This window comes from Paenibacillus sp. UASWS1643 (assembly GCF_008693195.1).
GTDB classification, from domain to species: Bacteria; Bacillota; Bacilli; order Paenibacillales; family Paenibacillaceae; genus Paenibacillus; species Paenibacillus amylolyticus_B.
Genome location: NZ_VXKZ01000090.1, coordinates 57,868 through 71,365, shown reverse-complemented (window position 1 = coordinate 71,365; position 13,498 = coordinate 57,868). Strand labels below are relative to the sequence as shown.

Here is a 13,498-nt window from a genome sequence, read left to right as displayed (position 1 = left end):
AGCAACGACGGCTTGTTTCGTATCAGGATTATAAAAGGTCACTGCATCCATACCGGATGAATTATGTTTCTGGTCTATTATTTCCCAACCTGGAAGACTATCTATTTTATTCGTCTTAAAATCATTGTATGCTTCGCTCGACATTTTTTTATAGGTTAGATTACTAATATCCCTATTTCCCACTATCTCCACCTCTATCTCTAATATATGGATCATAACCCTTATTAATTAAAAACTCTTCTAATTCTGTATTAAAACTGAAAGATTCCTTTTCATTCGAATCGTAATCAACTGACACACTGAAGATAAGATTCTCATGATCTGTTACATGTCCAGATACGGTAACCCAACTCATCGCCATTTTAGGCAAAATTTTCTTTTCTGTAATTGTCACATCCAAGCCATATGTTTCTTTCAAATACTGAATGGCAATGGACTCCGAACGATCTATAATTTCTTGATCTTTATCTTTTGTATCCACTCTTGAACACCCTCCTAAAATGAAAACTATCATTATGGTAAACGTAATTATTTTTGTCATCCGGGACACAACCATCCCTCACTTTATGGATCTATTTGTAAATAGATAGAAGAAATCCTCTGGTAAAAGGATTTCTTCTATCAAGATCTAATCAATAAAACTACCTTGCGTGTTCTTTAATGCGGTACCTGTGCACTGAAATCATCCCGGCTGGAGCGATCCGCATGGTAAAAGACCACGTCTCCGTCACGCAACGTAAAGCTGTTTCCGTAGCTATCCTCTACCTTACGTTGGAATCCTTCTAGCAACCATTGATTCATCAGCGGGGCATGGATATATTGCAGATGCGGTGCCGCGAGATTTCCCTCCCGAATGGACTCAAAGTTGAAGTTAACCACGATATACCCATCCTTCAGGAAGATTGGCGATTTAGCATCCAATCCGCCATGCGTACGTCCATACTCAGCCAAGTTCGTTCCCGCTTGCACTACATATGGTTCGGCGGGTAGACTGTATTCCCCGTACCATTGTTGAATGGCTGCATTCGCACGGAGGACATCGGCGCTGGCGGTCGTGGGAATATTCGTTTTCGGACCGATAAACGTTCGCAATTGCTCTGGCATAAGCAGTAGGCTGTATCCGCCTACGGGTGTCTTCATTTTCGTGAATTTGTCTCGGTGATACTCCTGGTACGCTCGTTCACTCATCATCCCCGGGTGGATTTCACCATATCGGTTGTATTTGTACGTCGCTGTATCTCGTAGTTGTTCGGACGGAACTTGACGTAGCCGATCGTTCAAAATCACGAACCGCTTCACTTGATCTTCTGTCGAACCGATGCGAATAAAGTTCCGTTGGTTGGTGGAGTAATACAGATCCACCGGCACACGTGTACGGCCATCCTTACTCACAAAGTCAAAGGTTGGCGTGAGACGAATGCCATCTCGTGGGCCGAACATGTTGCCTTTCGTTTTAAAGTCAAACTTGAAGTGGTATCCCGTTTTCACCGCCACATTCTGGTACCCTTGCAGGGGGTGACTGCCCGGGCGAATTGGGACAGTAAACTGGGGTTTGTTACCCCGCTTGTCTCCATCGATATCCTGCGTGCCGGTCCAGTAACTGATCCAGGTCGGCGCAAGGCTATTTTTGAAACGGCGGAAGACCAGTTCCCAGTTATAGTCGGCGATATCGGTAATCTCAAAGTCATATAGTCGCCCAATGACCTCTACGGAGACTTCGTCCGAAGCGGCGTGGTAGTACAGATCTGTGTTGGCATCGGGCTGGGCATCAATCTCCGGCTCGGTACTGAAATGCGACGGGGCATTTTCAGCAATATTCCGGAATTCCACCTGGTAGTCTCCTTCATCTACCCACACGGGCAGATAGAAGGTCGTATCCAGTACCGGTACTTGGATATCGATCCACGTATTTCGTGGATAAAATTGCGCTCGATCAGCACTGTACACGTCAAAAGGAAACCGGACTTGTTTAATCCGATAATATTTAGCGTAATCCCGATCTCCATATCCCGGGTAGGACCCTGCATCCAGATGCTGTCCGCTGGTCGGGATGCGAACCGTGAACGGTCGCTCCAAAATAAGCGCGGACCGGTTCATGTTCGGCACCGTTTTCTGGTTATGAGGCTGATCATCCGATACGAGCGAGTAGTTCACGACTGGGGTATGGACGGTGACAGTGTTGATCGGATCGATTGGGAAGGTTTTTCCTCCACTACCTCCCAAGGTCGTTGGATGGAGGGCATATTGGATTTCCCCTGTGGACTCCGTATCCGCTTTATTCAATAGTGTCCGGGGAATCAACAACCGATCTTCATACAGCACCTGCTCCCCGGTATTTTTATACGAGCCGATCTTCGTTGGTGCCGGGATTTGTGTCGGATCCGGTCCATTTTCAACCACCGTGCTGCCATCCATGACGTTTGTCGTTGAACCCTCCCAGGTAAAGTCCAATGCATCATTTTTCACATCGGGTGGACCCGTTTGACCCTCGGCCATGCCTTTTAATAATCCCTCATCATTCGGAACAGGTAAGGGTGTATACCCAGAACTCGCCAACACCTCGGGAACGTAGCTGATCTCACCCGTTTCCTGCGGCATGACATGGATCTCCACATCTTCGTCATGTTCCATCTCTAGCTCCGGCGGTGTATATCCCTGAGGCCAGAGTGTAATCCGGCTTCCATCCGGGAGAGCATAGTTTTCCATTTTAGCCTGCTCAATCGAATACAGTTCGACGTTATTGATGTTCCAATAGCTATAGTTTCGGTCAAAGCTGAACCTGTACGTCACATCGACCGTATCCGAATCCTCGGTATCGGGTTGCGGGATAGACGTACCATTCGGTCCTGGCAGGTTAGGCTGCTTCACTTTCCAGGTCCGGGCATATGTAAGTTCCGCGGTACAATCATAGGTTATGGTACCTTGCTGTTTGCCAAAGGTATGCTGGAACAGATAATTCATCGCCCACGTATTGGCATACAAGTGCTCCGAAGTCGGGATCCCGCGCGTGGCATCAAAATGAATGCCGTTCGTTGGATCATCCGCCAGAATATGCCCTTGGGCCCCTGGTTCCATAAACGCAGTTTCGGGTGCGGCTACCTCATTCGGTGGATTGATGGTATATGTACAGCCTGCGACTCCCCCTGGTGGGGCTGTCCCATCACCCACCGTGACTTTTAAGTAAGCTATAAGATCGTATTTATATGAATCGTCGCTTTTCCAACGTACAGAAATTGTAGCGGTTCCCGGGCTTACGCCTTTAATCTTTCCACTTGGGTTCACTTCAACGATACCTTCCTGATCTGATTTCCATTCCACACCCGAACGAGTGGAGATATCTACCCAGTTGCCAAATTGCTTAGCTCCATGACTCATCGTAGCCACTTCACCTTTGAGATTGGCTTCTTCATCTTTTTTTAATCGCTGAGTACCTGTAAGTCGAATTTTTTTCTGCTCCGTCCACTTACTTCGCCATGTTATATTTAAAGGCGTTAAATATAAGGTACTGTACTTGATTTTTCCACTGGGATTTTTCCCATACTCTTTTGTGTATTCCTGTACATATAAATCCGAATCTTTTTTTCCTGTATCCGAAGTTTAGGTTACTATTTTCTTTGTAGAATCCAGTTCGAGATTGGTAATAAGGGAGTTCCAGCCTTGTACTTCCGTTGTCTCTACTTTCACAATATGTGGGCTAGGGATGGCAACATCCGAAGCCACTTGAGCTTTAGTTTGATCTATATACTTATCAGGCACATACACCGGATTATTTGCCATCTGAATTTGATCTCGAACTGATGTTTTCACAGGTGCATACTTGTCTCCGTCCTCAACATAGTTCGCTGGAATATTTCCAAAAGACGTTTCTGCAATCCACTTGAGACTATCAATCTGGTACCAGTACACCCCTGGATTAGCTGTTTTGACCCCTTCAAAGATTCTAACCACTTTTTGATAACCCGTTGGTCCCTCAGGAAGAGCTACAGGTGCAGCAAAGTCTTCCAAATCTTTCCGATCTTCCAGATCTGGACTGACAACAATTTTTTTTAATATCTTGGCTACATCATCAGCTGCAATTACAGTGTTTTCCGTTGTAGCTGTAATAAGTAATGGACTAATTAAGAAAAAAAACAATAAGCCTCTCTTTAATCCTCTAATTACATTGTTCATGGAATTCTGAAGAAAGTACTAGTTTGTTTATCAACTACAAATGCCAACATGGATTGGCTCACAGACGTGCCTGCTGATCTTCTAAGATAGAACTTCATCCAAAACGTGCGAGGAACTCCTTTTTTAAAAAATCCTGAATCAACATACTCCTCTACTGGCAAATTGTTGATTCCATATTTTTCTTTAGTCCCGCTGCTAAAATTCCCGACTGTTGTAAAAATATCTCCCACTGCTTGAATAAATGCTAGATTTCTTAAATTGTTTCCATTTGGAGTCACCGTTACTTCCATAAAAGCTTCATAATAACTATCACGTAAGGGGTATCGATAATCCTTATCAATAAATAATTTTCCATATAAGTTTCGAATCGTAGTCTTGGTTTGTGCATCAGCCACAATCATGCGATGGGCAGTTATAGTTCCTAGATTATTGCGTAGATTTACTTTTTTTCCAATTACACGATCAAAGCTTTCTGCGGTCCCATCCTCTCTTGTGAAATACTCGTATGGTGTAGCTGTAGTCAGATTGCTTCCCGTCAGACCTACCTCGCGCATTTCATTCAGATCTCTATACGACGTTGCCTTGCTCTTCTGTACCTGTTCGTAACGGGATAAAATAACTGCTGCCTCTGCTCGTGTGGTTGTTTTCCCCGGACCAAACGTACCGTCTGGGTACCCGTCCATCAATCCAGTTCCTAATACGATCGAGACGTAAGGATAGGCTGCTTTCTTCAACCCGCCCTTGTAATATTCTGCCACAGGCACTAGCGTATTCTCTGTATCCTTCAGCGCTTGCTTGTAATCTTCATTTTGCGCTGCAAGTCCTGAGCTGAGCCACTTTGCCATCTCCTCTCGCGTCAAAGCCGTGCCCGGCTTAAACCCATTCGGATAATCCGAAGACTTCAGAAAACCAAAGGTTACCGCACGATTAACTTCTACCTCACTCCAATGCCCAGTCAAATCCTTAAACACATTAGCTTGCTCCGTTTCCGGCGTCCCTTTAGCCACTCGGGCTAGCAATGCTGCAAATTCCGCACGTGTTACTGTCGCTCCAGGCTTAAATGTACCGTCACTATATCCTTTGAAATAACCTTTTGCTACCGCTGCATCGATCGATGCTTTCGCCCAATGGCTCGTAGGCACATCTTTAAATGAGGTAACTGCTGCTTGACTGGTGTTTCCGGTGAAAGGAAATATTCCAATTACCAATGCACCGCTTAATATGAGTTGTGTTACTTTTTTCAAATCTTTCACGCTCCAATTTTTATTTTTTCTCTCTTGATCTCTTCATACTTATGTACATTTATTAAGTCTGCTGTTTGCTTCCTTTTATATTTTCACCTTCACTGATACTTGTTTATCACCTCGATAATATGGATATAATTCGTTTTTCTTTAAGACCTTCGGTAGTTTCAAAAAGTTATCTTATGCCTAGGACACCTATAACCTAAGATCCTATCAAAAATGCCATTTATATGAATATTTTACCACTACAGACTCAAAAAATATAGGTCTATTGAATCAAATAATTGATAACCCTAAGTAAAATGGACTGTCCCATGTATAGTGCAGGATCTGCATGGGCGAATTGTCCACCATTTCCACTTCGGAGGTAACTAAACGTTCGATCGTCAGGTCGTCCGGCGAGTCATAGTTGTACAACACGGTCCGGCTGGGCGCCAATGCCAGGTACTTCAACTTATCATACGTGTACTTTTAGTTCTCTTTCTGCAGTAGTAGATTCTTGGACTACTCCTACTTGAATTGCTATAAACGAATTCCCGATACGTTCGTATTCGTCAGACCATTTAATTAGCCCACCTCGTCATCCTCCAGCTGCTCTTGGCTGATTCACATGTTGGTATTGGGTATTCTTTGAAAAATAAGATAACAAAAACAGGTTAATCATAGTGAAATCTAACCATGATCAACCTGCACGATGTAACGAGATAACTCAATTAAGAGCAAGCAATGATACTTTGAAAATTTATTTTTGTAATCGTAGAGTTAAAATTAATTGATTAATTATTAAGATTCAGTATCCGTTCCTTTAATTGTAGCTATATCTCTGATTTAGTTTTATCTAATACCTCAACAGTGTTACTATAATTCTCATTTCCCCTCAATAATAATTAGCCCAAGTACGTTTATTTTACAATGGAACTTAAATGTTGACCTTTTGTCCTGCTTACTTAACTTAATCCCTTCTAATTTCCTTTCGAGTTTTCCTCAAGATATTCTTCGTACTCATAAAATGCTTCTTCGCTATTTTCAAGTAAACATATAACAGCATAAGATATTATGCCAGTCCATTTTTTAATTAATTGTTTTTGTTCCTCTGTCATTCTGTTTCTAACATTCCCCCTTTTTCAACCCACATGTTAGAATAGTACTGTATTCCCCATAAATCGGAAATTAAATCATGATTAAGCTCTTTATTTTTAAAATCTGAAGTTAAGACTTTCAAACATTCCATTATTTCTATGAAATTACCATCTGACAACCTTCCAGTAAACGGTCTTAGCATTCCTAAAAATCCACTTTGCCATTTTTCGTTATAAATATCCGAATTACGCCCAGAATGATAACTTAATAACTCTAGAGCTTCTTTTTTAGTCATAATTATTCAATCTCCTATTACTAAATTTTTTTTTTATATAAGCTATTATGGCTGCTGGCGGAATATTTCCTTTAATTAAGACCTCTTGATCAGCTGCCGCAGCATTTCTAGTGAAAGGAGTTGTTAAGATTTCACTTGCCTTTTGAGGAGTAGAAACATCTACTATGTTACTGCGATCAATTTTGTTTAAGTCAATTGTAACTACTGGATTAGGTACTGGTAATTTACTTCCTGAACCATCATGAGATGCTTAATAATTAGCAGTATCACTATTTCTTGTTGTTGACGTCCAAGGATCTCTAGAATGCTTCGTTCCTCCAACATGTTGCGTTGGGGTGGTTTTATGTGCTGGAGAAGACTTTTGAATACCATTACCTGCTTCAATTGATTTGACTTCGCTAGGTGTAACCCCTCGCTGTACTAAATTTTCCTGTAGAGTATCCGCTCCCAAATTTTTAGTCGGTTTTCCACTGGTCCCCGTCCCCTCAGTCTCACACTTCATCAACCCCAATGGATCAATGTAACTAGCCGGATTTCCGTTCACATACGCATATCGGTTAAACGTCTGCCCGTCCTGAATCTCTCCGCGAATCACATCCCGGTTCAGGAACCGTTTCAGCTTCGGATCATAGTACCGTGCTCGCATGTAATATAGGCCGTTGACATCCGTCATGACCCCATCTCGACCATTATACGCAAACGGCTGCTGGGTCAATCCTTCATGTTGCTCCAGTTCGCCATATAATCCATACGTATAACGGTCCGTCACCCGGTACTGCTCGTCCGTTAGCAACGTCGTACTACCACGCAGATCATAATGGTAACTCAGATACGTTCCGTCGGCATCTTCGCGTCCGATTAACCCCAGACCATAGATGTAACGGGATTTTACATTCCCTTCCCCGTCCATCTCCATCAACACCCGGCTCAATTCATGCGCATCGTCGATGACATAGCGGGTCACTTGCCCTCGCTGCGCGAGTTCAATCCGGTCTCCCTGCGGGTTGTACCGATACTTCAGCTTGCCTGCCTTCACCAGACGGTTTCGGGCATCGTATTCGTAAGCGGAAGCGGTATTTGCATCTGTGGCTTACAATTTTCAAATGTTTAAACATAAATATTTCAAAAAATAAAAAAACCTTGAAAGGCGGAAAGCCAGTCAAGGTTTTTAACTCTAAGTAAATTGAACCCCTTTAATATTATTTCTTTCCAACACCTCTTTAAGATCATCAGATAGAAGAACAGGCGATTTGTAATCTACATTTCTAACTAGATGATGAATGCCTGGTAAAAATCAGAACTTACATACTATTTTCTTAAAACATACTTAATCTAATTCATAGAATTTTTTTACAGAAATTACTTCAATAGCCTTACAATAGAAATCAATGAATTGAAATCCATCGTTTTCACCATACCCGCTATCATCATATACATGGTATTCTTGCCAACTTACAATCCCTTCTTTTTTCAAATCTCGAATAATCAGACCTTTGGTTAATGGAAAAGTTAAGGCTTTGTGAATTGTCAGATCATTTATTTCATGATATCGAATTTTTAGTTTAAAAGGTTCCATTGAACTTAAAAGAGTTACTTTGAAAGTCAGATCAAGATTCCCAACAAAATCATTGTCAAAATCTTCCTCAACACCATAAACTACTTTTATAATTCTATTATATACCCAAGAATCCTTAAATGTGTTTAGAATTAATTCTTCATTTATCATAATATACTATTGACACCTCCAAATCTCAGTCGACATAAACAATTTCATTTAATTTCGGATCAATTTCGCTTTTTCTCATTCTACCTGTAGAGGTATCTAGAGTATACAGTATTTTTTCTTTTATACTTTTCCCAGCGTCTTGATATGTGTACTCATGTAAATGTGGGGGGTTAGGGTGATGAAGTGTATTACCATGATCGCTAAAATCAACTCTATATTTTTGTTTACCCCCTAGATCATATATCACTATAGATCTCTCTACCTCTCCACTTGAACCTAATCTACTGAAATCCATTCGTTCTCCTGGTGTCCCTTGAATTGGTGCAATATTTTTACCTGGCTTACCATTCTTACCTTGATAGTACTCATCTGGTAAAAATGGCTCTTTAGCAAAATCATCCTTGTACGCATTATCACCATTACCCGTCACCCCAGTGTCACACTTCATCAACCCCAACGGGTCAATATAACTTACCGGGTTCCCGTTGACATACGCATATCGGTTAAAGGTCTGTCCGTCCTGAATCTCCCCGCGAATGACGTCCCGGTTCAGGAAACGCTTCAGCTTCGGATCATAGTACCGCGCCCGCATGTAATACAGTCCATTGGCATCGGTCATGACCCCATCTCGCCCATTATACGCAAACGGCTGCGAGGTGACGCCTTCATGCTGCTCCAGCTCGCCATACAGTCCGTACGTATAACGATCCTTCACCCGGTTCTGTTCGTCTGTCAGGAGAGTTGTACTGCCGCGCAGATCGTAGTGGTAGCTCAGATACATTCCATCTGCATCTTCGCGTCCGATTAGCCCCAGTCCATAGATGTATCGGGACTTCACATTGCCCTCGCCGTCCAGCTCCATCAGCACCCGGCTCAGTTCATGCGCATCGTCAATGACATAGCGGGTGATTTGCCCTCGCTGGGCGAGTTCAATCCGGTCACCCTGAAGGTTGTACCGATATTTCAGCTTGCCAGCCTTCACCAAACGGTTTCGGGCATCGTATTCGTAAGCGGAAGCGGTGCTGCCATCCGTTGCATACAGCAGATTCCCGTTCGCATCCATTTCTACGGGATAGTCTCCTACTCGCTGAAGCCGGTTATCCCAGGTGTAGTGCAGATGCTGCGTTGGCGAAACACTCGTGGATTCCGTTTCAGATGTCCCTATTGTAGCTCCCATACATGATCTGGTTGCATACGTTTTGTTACTCTATCTATTAGTTTTTTTCCAAACTCCGGGTTATTCTGTCCATACTGATTCCAGATTCTTTTTATCATATCTTGTCGATATTGTCTTGTAACTGCAGGTTCCCTTGATACAGGGTTTTGTGCTTTGTATAATAGACCTTGATCACATAGTTCCTTTAACTTACTAGCCTTTTTCTCAAATTCACGTTTTGGCATTTCACTATCATATTTAAGAGTTATCTCGGTCTCACACTTCATCAACCCCAGCGGATCAATGTAGCTCACTGGATTCCCGTTTACATACGCATATCGGTTAAATGTCTGCCCGTCCTGAATCTCTCCACGAATCACATCTCGATTCAGGAACCGTTTCAACTTCGGATCATAATACCGCGCCCGCATGTAATACAGTCCGTTGGCATCCGTCATGACCCCGTCTCGACCATTATACGCAAACGGCTGCTGGGTTAATCCTTCATGTTGCTCCAGTTCCCCATATAGTCCGTACGTATAGCGATCCGTCACCTGGTTACGTTCATCCGTCAGCAAGGTGGTACTGCCTCGCAGGTCATAATGGTAACTCAGATACGTTCCGTCGGCATCTTCACGTCCGATTAGTCCCAGACCATAGATGTACCGTGCCTTCACATTTCCCTCGCCATTCAGTTCCATTAGCACTCGGCTCAGTTCAGGCGCATCGTCAATGGCGTAGAGAGTCACTTGGCCACGCTGTGCGAGTTCGATGCGGTCATGTATAGAATCAAAACTAAGAAACCTTTGAATGGTGTTTAAAAGCCATTCAAAGGTATTTTCATTATTGGGATGAGCCTATGTCGGTCACCTGTTTTTGCAAAGGAGTTTCTGCATGAAATTTGCACTATAGTAGATGTTCCGCAGGTTTTGCAGGTTGCCCCGTGTTCTTTCATTTTTTCATTCTCACTCGACATTGTAAAACCTCGTACTGCATAATTCGCTGTATTCGTTTATGATTTATGGGACTTTCAATCCGAAGCAAGGCAGTGTTTTTCGAATCCATACCGGAACTAGTGCTGAGTACAAAGCTGAACTACTTTCACGACCATCGGATCTGGACACTTGCTCTCCCAAGCTGTCTTCCAGCGGTAGTAGGTCGCTCGAGCAATTCCAAGCCATGCACAAGCCTCAGACATCGTCACTTCTTTTCGAATGGACTCGACCCAAGCGATAACGACTTTTGCTTCCACCTCTTTTCGAGTTTATTGTACTTTTTCAGCAGATCCAGTTGCTGTTTCAAAAATCGGTTTTCTGCTTTTACTTTTTCGAGTTCTGTCTTGTGTTCTGGACCTCTTCCATAGCTATATTGCTTACCAACCGGTTGATCTAAGGGATGTAATTCTCCTTTTCGATACCATATCATCCACGTTTTTAATTGTGACTTATTTCGTATTTCGAGCTGATCCATAACCTCTTTCACGGGTACCTCTTCCAATCTCATTTCTATGGCTTTCATCTTTAATTCCACGGGATAACTCACTCTTGTTGCCATTACAAAAACACCTCCAAGATGATCTCCTTATCTTACGACAAGGTTTCATTCTCTTAAAGGTGTTTTGATTTGTCTCACGTTATGGGGTCAGTCCAAAGCTCTAAGCGCATATTGTGGTATTTTTTTATTTTCGTAATATAGCCTAATTTATAACTGATGATAAGATAATAAAAACAAACACATACTATAAAATCAACTAATTTATTATTTTCGATACTTTTGTACCGTCAAACTTATCGCCCCATCCTCTATTTTCTTTAATAGAGTAAATCAAAAATGACTGAATATCTGGTAAAGGGAAATTACTGTGGTTCATAAAATTGATAATCTTCTGCAATGAATTCAAACTATTTTCACCATATCCTTCAATTACAGAATAAGCATGGCTAATACCTAATTCATAAATATCTCTAATTGAAGTATTTATCGATCTATCAATATATTGATATAATTTAAATAAATATAGAAATTCATCTTTACTCAATCTCTCAAACTCATGTTCTTCATAAGTTTGAAACTCCAGCAAATTTTCAGGAATTAATTCAACTACAACTTCATTCCAATCATCTAAATATTGAGTACTAGTAAATTCCCATAAATAGTTCAATACAAGCTTCCAATCATTAACATCATATTTGAGAGTTAAAATTATGTTTTCAAAACAGCTTATCCCATATGCTACCCTACCTCTCAACGATATATATTTAAATTGCTCCATATCCATGTCTACTTCTCTCCTTTAGTCCAACCCGTTATAGCATCAGCAACCGTCCCCTTGAAAGTGCTTGTACAATTTTCACAAGCCAATCTTGTTTTTCCAAAAGATGAACGTGTTGTTTCGATCGTAACTAAATATAAGTCATTTAATTTCGCATTCTGATTCAATGCTTGGTTAATTGCATCTACTTCTGAACAATTTCCTACCTTATAATCATTGAGAGAATTTTTAGGCAATATCCCAACTTGATTTTTGTTTCCAAATAACACTGTATTTTTCACATCTCCACTTAGATCCACTCCTTTGTTCATACCATAATAGTAATTACCTGTTTTTGCATCGTAAGCTAGAGTGGCCGTATTAAAAAGATCCCTTTTTCTATTTGACGGTGCTATTGATTTCTGCATATTAGACCACTCACTAACAGAACTTAGTAACTCTTCATCGGATGGTATCCGTGGTACATCACCTTTACTCGCACCCTCAGACTTTGTTTCCCACTTACTCAACCCCAGCGGATCAATATAACTTACCGGGTTCCCGTTCACATACGCATATCGGTTAAACGTCTGCCCATCCTGAATCTCTCCACGAATCACATCTCGGTTCAAGAACCGCTTCAGCTTTGGATCATAGTACCGTGCACGCATGTAATACAGTCCGTTGGCATCCGTCATGACTCCATCTCGACCATTATACGCAAACGGCTGCTGGGTTTATCCTTCATGTTGCTCCAGTTCGCCATATAATCCATACGTATAACGGTCCGTCACCCGGTTCTGCTCGTCCGTTAGCAACGTCGTACTGCCTCGCAGATCATAGTGGTAACTCAGATACGTTCCGTAGGCATCTTCACGTCCGATGAGTCCCAGACCATAGATGTAACGGGATTTCACATTCCCTTCCCCGTCCATCTCCATCAGCACCCGGCTCAGTTCATGTGCATCGTCGATGACATAGCGGGTCACTTGCCCTCAACTGGTCGTCACCAGATTATCCGTACACAATAAATATCTTAACTACTGTCAAATTCGTTGCATGATTCCTTGTAAACATGGCTCAGATACAGCCTCGCAATATATTCGTCAAACTATCCTGCAATTTAAATGCAATGTTTCTAGCACTACATCCATCAGGAAACATAATTTACAGTTGTGAATGATTTTGAAAAATCGGTGAGAAAGCGAACATAACAAAAAGCAGATCAATTATGGTGTTGAATGATAGAGTCATTGGGCACTGGTAACCCCACCTAAAAAAGAAACCTTGAAAGGCACGAAGCCAATCAAGGTTCTACTCCTTAGGATTCAAATGTCAATTTCTCAGGAAATACACCGCCCTCCTTAACTAGACATCTCGCCATTCTTTGAGCCGCTCTATCGAAGTAAAATTGATTTGAATGGTTTTGGTTGTTAATCGGTTCCAGTTCGGCAAACATTCTAGTTTCTTTGTTTAATTGAATCTTTCCCATTATATCTTCTTTAGGACCGAATCTATAAATCACAACTGATTCATCTTCGTAGTCTTTCAAGAGTAAGACAAAAGCTCCCATTTA

Annotated in this window: 15 protein-coding genes and 2 pseudogenes; all 17 read right to left on the bottom strand. The window is 42.0% G+C overall.

The window, feature by feature from the left end:
- Positions 1-183: pseudogene (locus FE296_RS33195) on the bottom strand (lipase family protein); the annotation flags it as partial.
- Positions 173-481 carry a hypothetical protein gene (locus FE296_RS03155; RefSeq protein ID WP_223868751.1) on the bottom strand — a complete coding sequence of 103 codons (309 nt, stop codon included), beginning with the start codon at positions 479-481 and terminating at the stop codon, positions 173-175. The pseudogene FE296_RS33195 and the gene FE296_RS03155, both read right to left, overlap by 11 nt.
- A gap of 176 nt (positions 482-657) precedes the next feature.
- Positions 658-3,375 (bottom strand): DUF5704 domain-containing protein, encoded by a 2,718-nt coding sequence (locus FE296_RS03150; RefSeq protein WP_223868752.1) that lies wholly within the window; start codon positions 3,373-3,375, stop codon positions 658-660.
- 222 nt (positions 3,376-3,597) lie between these two features.
- Positions 3,598-4,134 (bottom strand): hypothetical protein, encoded by a 537-nt coding sequence (locus FE296_RS33190; RefSeq protein WP_223868750.1) that lies wholly within the window; start codon positions 4,132-4,134, stop codon positions 3,598-3,600.
- A gap of 32 nt (positions 4,135-4,166) precedes the next feature.
- The gene (locus FE296_RS03145; protein WP_150364208.1) at positions 4,167-5,414 is read right to left on the bottom strand and encodes an S-layer homology domain-containing protein; all 1,248 of its coding nucleotides are present in this window, start codon (positions 5,412-5,414) and stop codon (positions 4,167-4,169) included.
- A gap of 962 nt (positions 5,415-6,376) precedes the next feature.
- Entirely contained in the window at positions 6,377-6,514 is a 138-nt protein-coding gene (locus FE296_RS33185; protein ID WP_223868749.1) for a hypothetical protein, read from the bottom strand.
- The gene (locus FE296_RS03140; protein WP_223868748.1) at positions 6,511-6,789 is read right to left on the bottom strand and encodes a hypothetical protein; all 279 of its coding nucleotides are present in this window, start codon (positions 6,787-6,789) and stop codon (positions 6,511-6,513) included. Before FE296_RS03140 ends, FE296_RS33185 begins: the two co-directional genes overlap by 4 nt.
- Positions 6,790-7,039: 250 nt before the next feature.
- Positions 7,040-7,825, bottom strand: a complete 786-nt coding sequence (locus tag FE296_RS03135) for an RHS repeat-associated core domain-containing protein (protein ID WP_223868747.1) — start codon at positions 7,823-7,825, stop codon at positions 7,040-7,042.
- A gap of 291 nt (positions 7,826-8,116) precedes the next feature.
- Positions 8,117-8,515 (bottom strand): hypothetical protein, encoded by a 399-nt coding sequence (locus FE296_RS03130; RefSeq protein WP_150364206.1) that lies wholly within the window; start codon positions 8,513-8,515, stop codon positions 8,117-8,119.
- Positions 8,516-8,540: 25 nt separating this feature from the next.
- Positions 8,541-9,692 carry an RHS repeat domain-containing protein gene (locus tag FE296_RS03125; protein WP_150364205.1) on the bottom strand — a complete coding sequence of 384 codons (1,152 nt, stop codon included), beginning with the start codon at positions 9,690-9,692 and terminating at the stop codon, positions 8,541-8,543.
- Positions 9,677-10,372: an RHS repeat domain-containing protein gene (locus FE296_RS03120; RefSeq protein WP_223868746.1), complete on the bottom strand. Its 696-nt coding sequence runs from the start codon at positions 10,370-10,372 to the stop codon at positions 9,677-9,679. Before FE296_RS03120 ends, FE296_RS03125 begins: the two co-directional genes overlap by 16 nt.
- A gap of 371 nt (positions 10,373-10,743) precedes the next feature.
- The gene (locus tag FE296_RS33180) at positions 10,744-10,869 is read right to left on the bottom strand and encodes a helix-turn-helix domain-containing protein (RefSeq protein WP_223868745.1); all 126 of its coding nucleotides are present in this window, start codon (positions 10,867-10,869) and stop codon (positions 10,744-10,746) included.
- A gap of 2 nt (positions 10,870-10,871) precedes the next feature.
- The gene (locus FE296_RS03115; RefSeq protein WP_150364203.1) at positions 10,872-11,225 is read right to left on the bottom strand and encodes a hypothetical protein; all 354 of its coding nucleotides are present in this window, start codon (positions 11,223-11,225) and stop codon (positions 10,872-10,874) included.
- A 196-nt stretch (positions 11,226-11,421) separates the two neighbouring features.
- Positions 11,422-11,949, bottom strand: a complete 528-nt coding sequence (locus FE296_RS03110) for a hypothetical protein (protein ID WP_150364202.1) — start codon at positions 11,947-11,949, stop codon at positions 11,422-11,424.
- 2 nt (positions 11,950-11,951) lie between these two features.
- A pseudogene (locus tag FE296_RS03105) lies at positions 11,952-12,644 on the bottom strand (RHS repeat-associated core domain-containing protein); the annotation flags it as partial.
- A 15-nt stretch (positions 12,645-12,659) separates the two neighbouring features.
- Entirely contained in the window at positions 12,660-12,911 is a 252-nt protein-coding gene (locus tag FE296_RS33175) for a hypothetical protein (RefSeq protein ID WP_150364200.1), read from the bottom strand.
- Between the two features lie 332 nt (positions 12,912-13,243).
- The gene (locus FE296_RS03095; protein ID WP_039871677.1) at positions 13,244-13,495 is read right to left on the bottom strand and encodes a hypothetical protein; all 252 of its coding nucleotides are present in this window, start codon (positions 13,493-13,495) and stop codon (positions 13,244-13,246) included.
- Positions 13,496-13,498: the final 3 nt, after the last annotated feature.

What these genes read in the sequence shown, in the direction of transcription:
- FE296_RS03120 (WP_223868746.1), bottom strand. Translation starts at nt 10,372, where the DNA reads ATGGAACTGAATGGCGAGGGAAATGTGAAGGCACGGTACATCTATGGT.
- FE296_RS03115 (WP_150364203.1), bottom strand. Translation starts at nt 11,225, where the DNA reads ATGGCAACAAGAGTGAGTTATCCCGTGGAATTAAAGATGAAAGCCATA.
- FE296_RS33180 (WP_223868745.1), bottom strand. Translation starts at nt 10,869, where the DNA reads ATGTCTGAGGCTTGTGCATGGCTTGGAATTGCTCGAGCGACCTACTAC.
- FE296_RS03130 (WP_150364206.1), bottom strand. Translation starts at nt 8,515, where the DNA reads ATGATAAATGAAGAATTAATTCTAAACACATTTAAGGATTCTTGGGTA.
- FE296_RS03140 (WP_223868748.1), bottom strand. Translation starts at nt 6,789, where the DNA reads ATGACTAAAAAAGAAGCTCTAGAGTTATTAAGTTATCATTCTGGGCGT.
- FE296_RS03110 (WP_150364202.1), bottom strand. Translation starts at nt 11,949, where the DNA reads ATGGATATGGAGCAATTTAAATATATATCGTTGAGAGGTAGGGTAGCA.
- FE296_RS03150 (WP_223868752.1), bottom strand. Translation starts at nt 3,375, where the DNA reads ATGAGTCATGGAGCTAAGCAATTTGGCAACTGGGTAGATATCTCCACT.
- FE296_RS33185 (WP_223868749.1), bottom strand. Translation starts at nt 6,514, where the DNA reads ATGACAGAGGAACAAAAACAATTAATTAAAAAATGGACTGGCATAATA.
- FE296_RS03125 (WP_150364205.1), bottom strand. Translation starts at nt 9,692, where the DNA reads ATGGGAGCTACAATAGGGACATCTGAAACGGAATCCACGAGTGTTTCG.
- FE296_RS03095 (WP_039871677.1), bottom strand. Translation starts at nt 13,495, where the DNA reads ATGGGAGCTTTTGTCTTACTCTTGAAAGACTACGAAGATGAATCAGTT.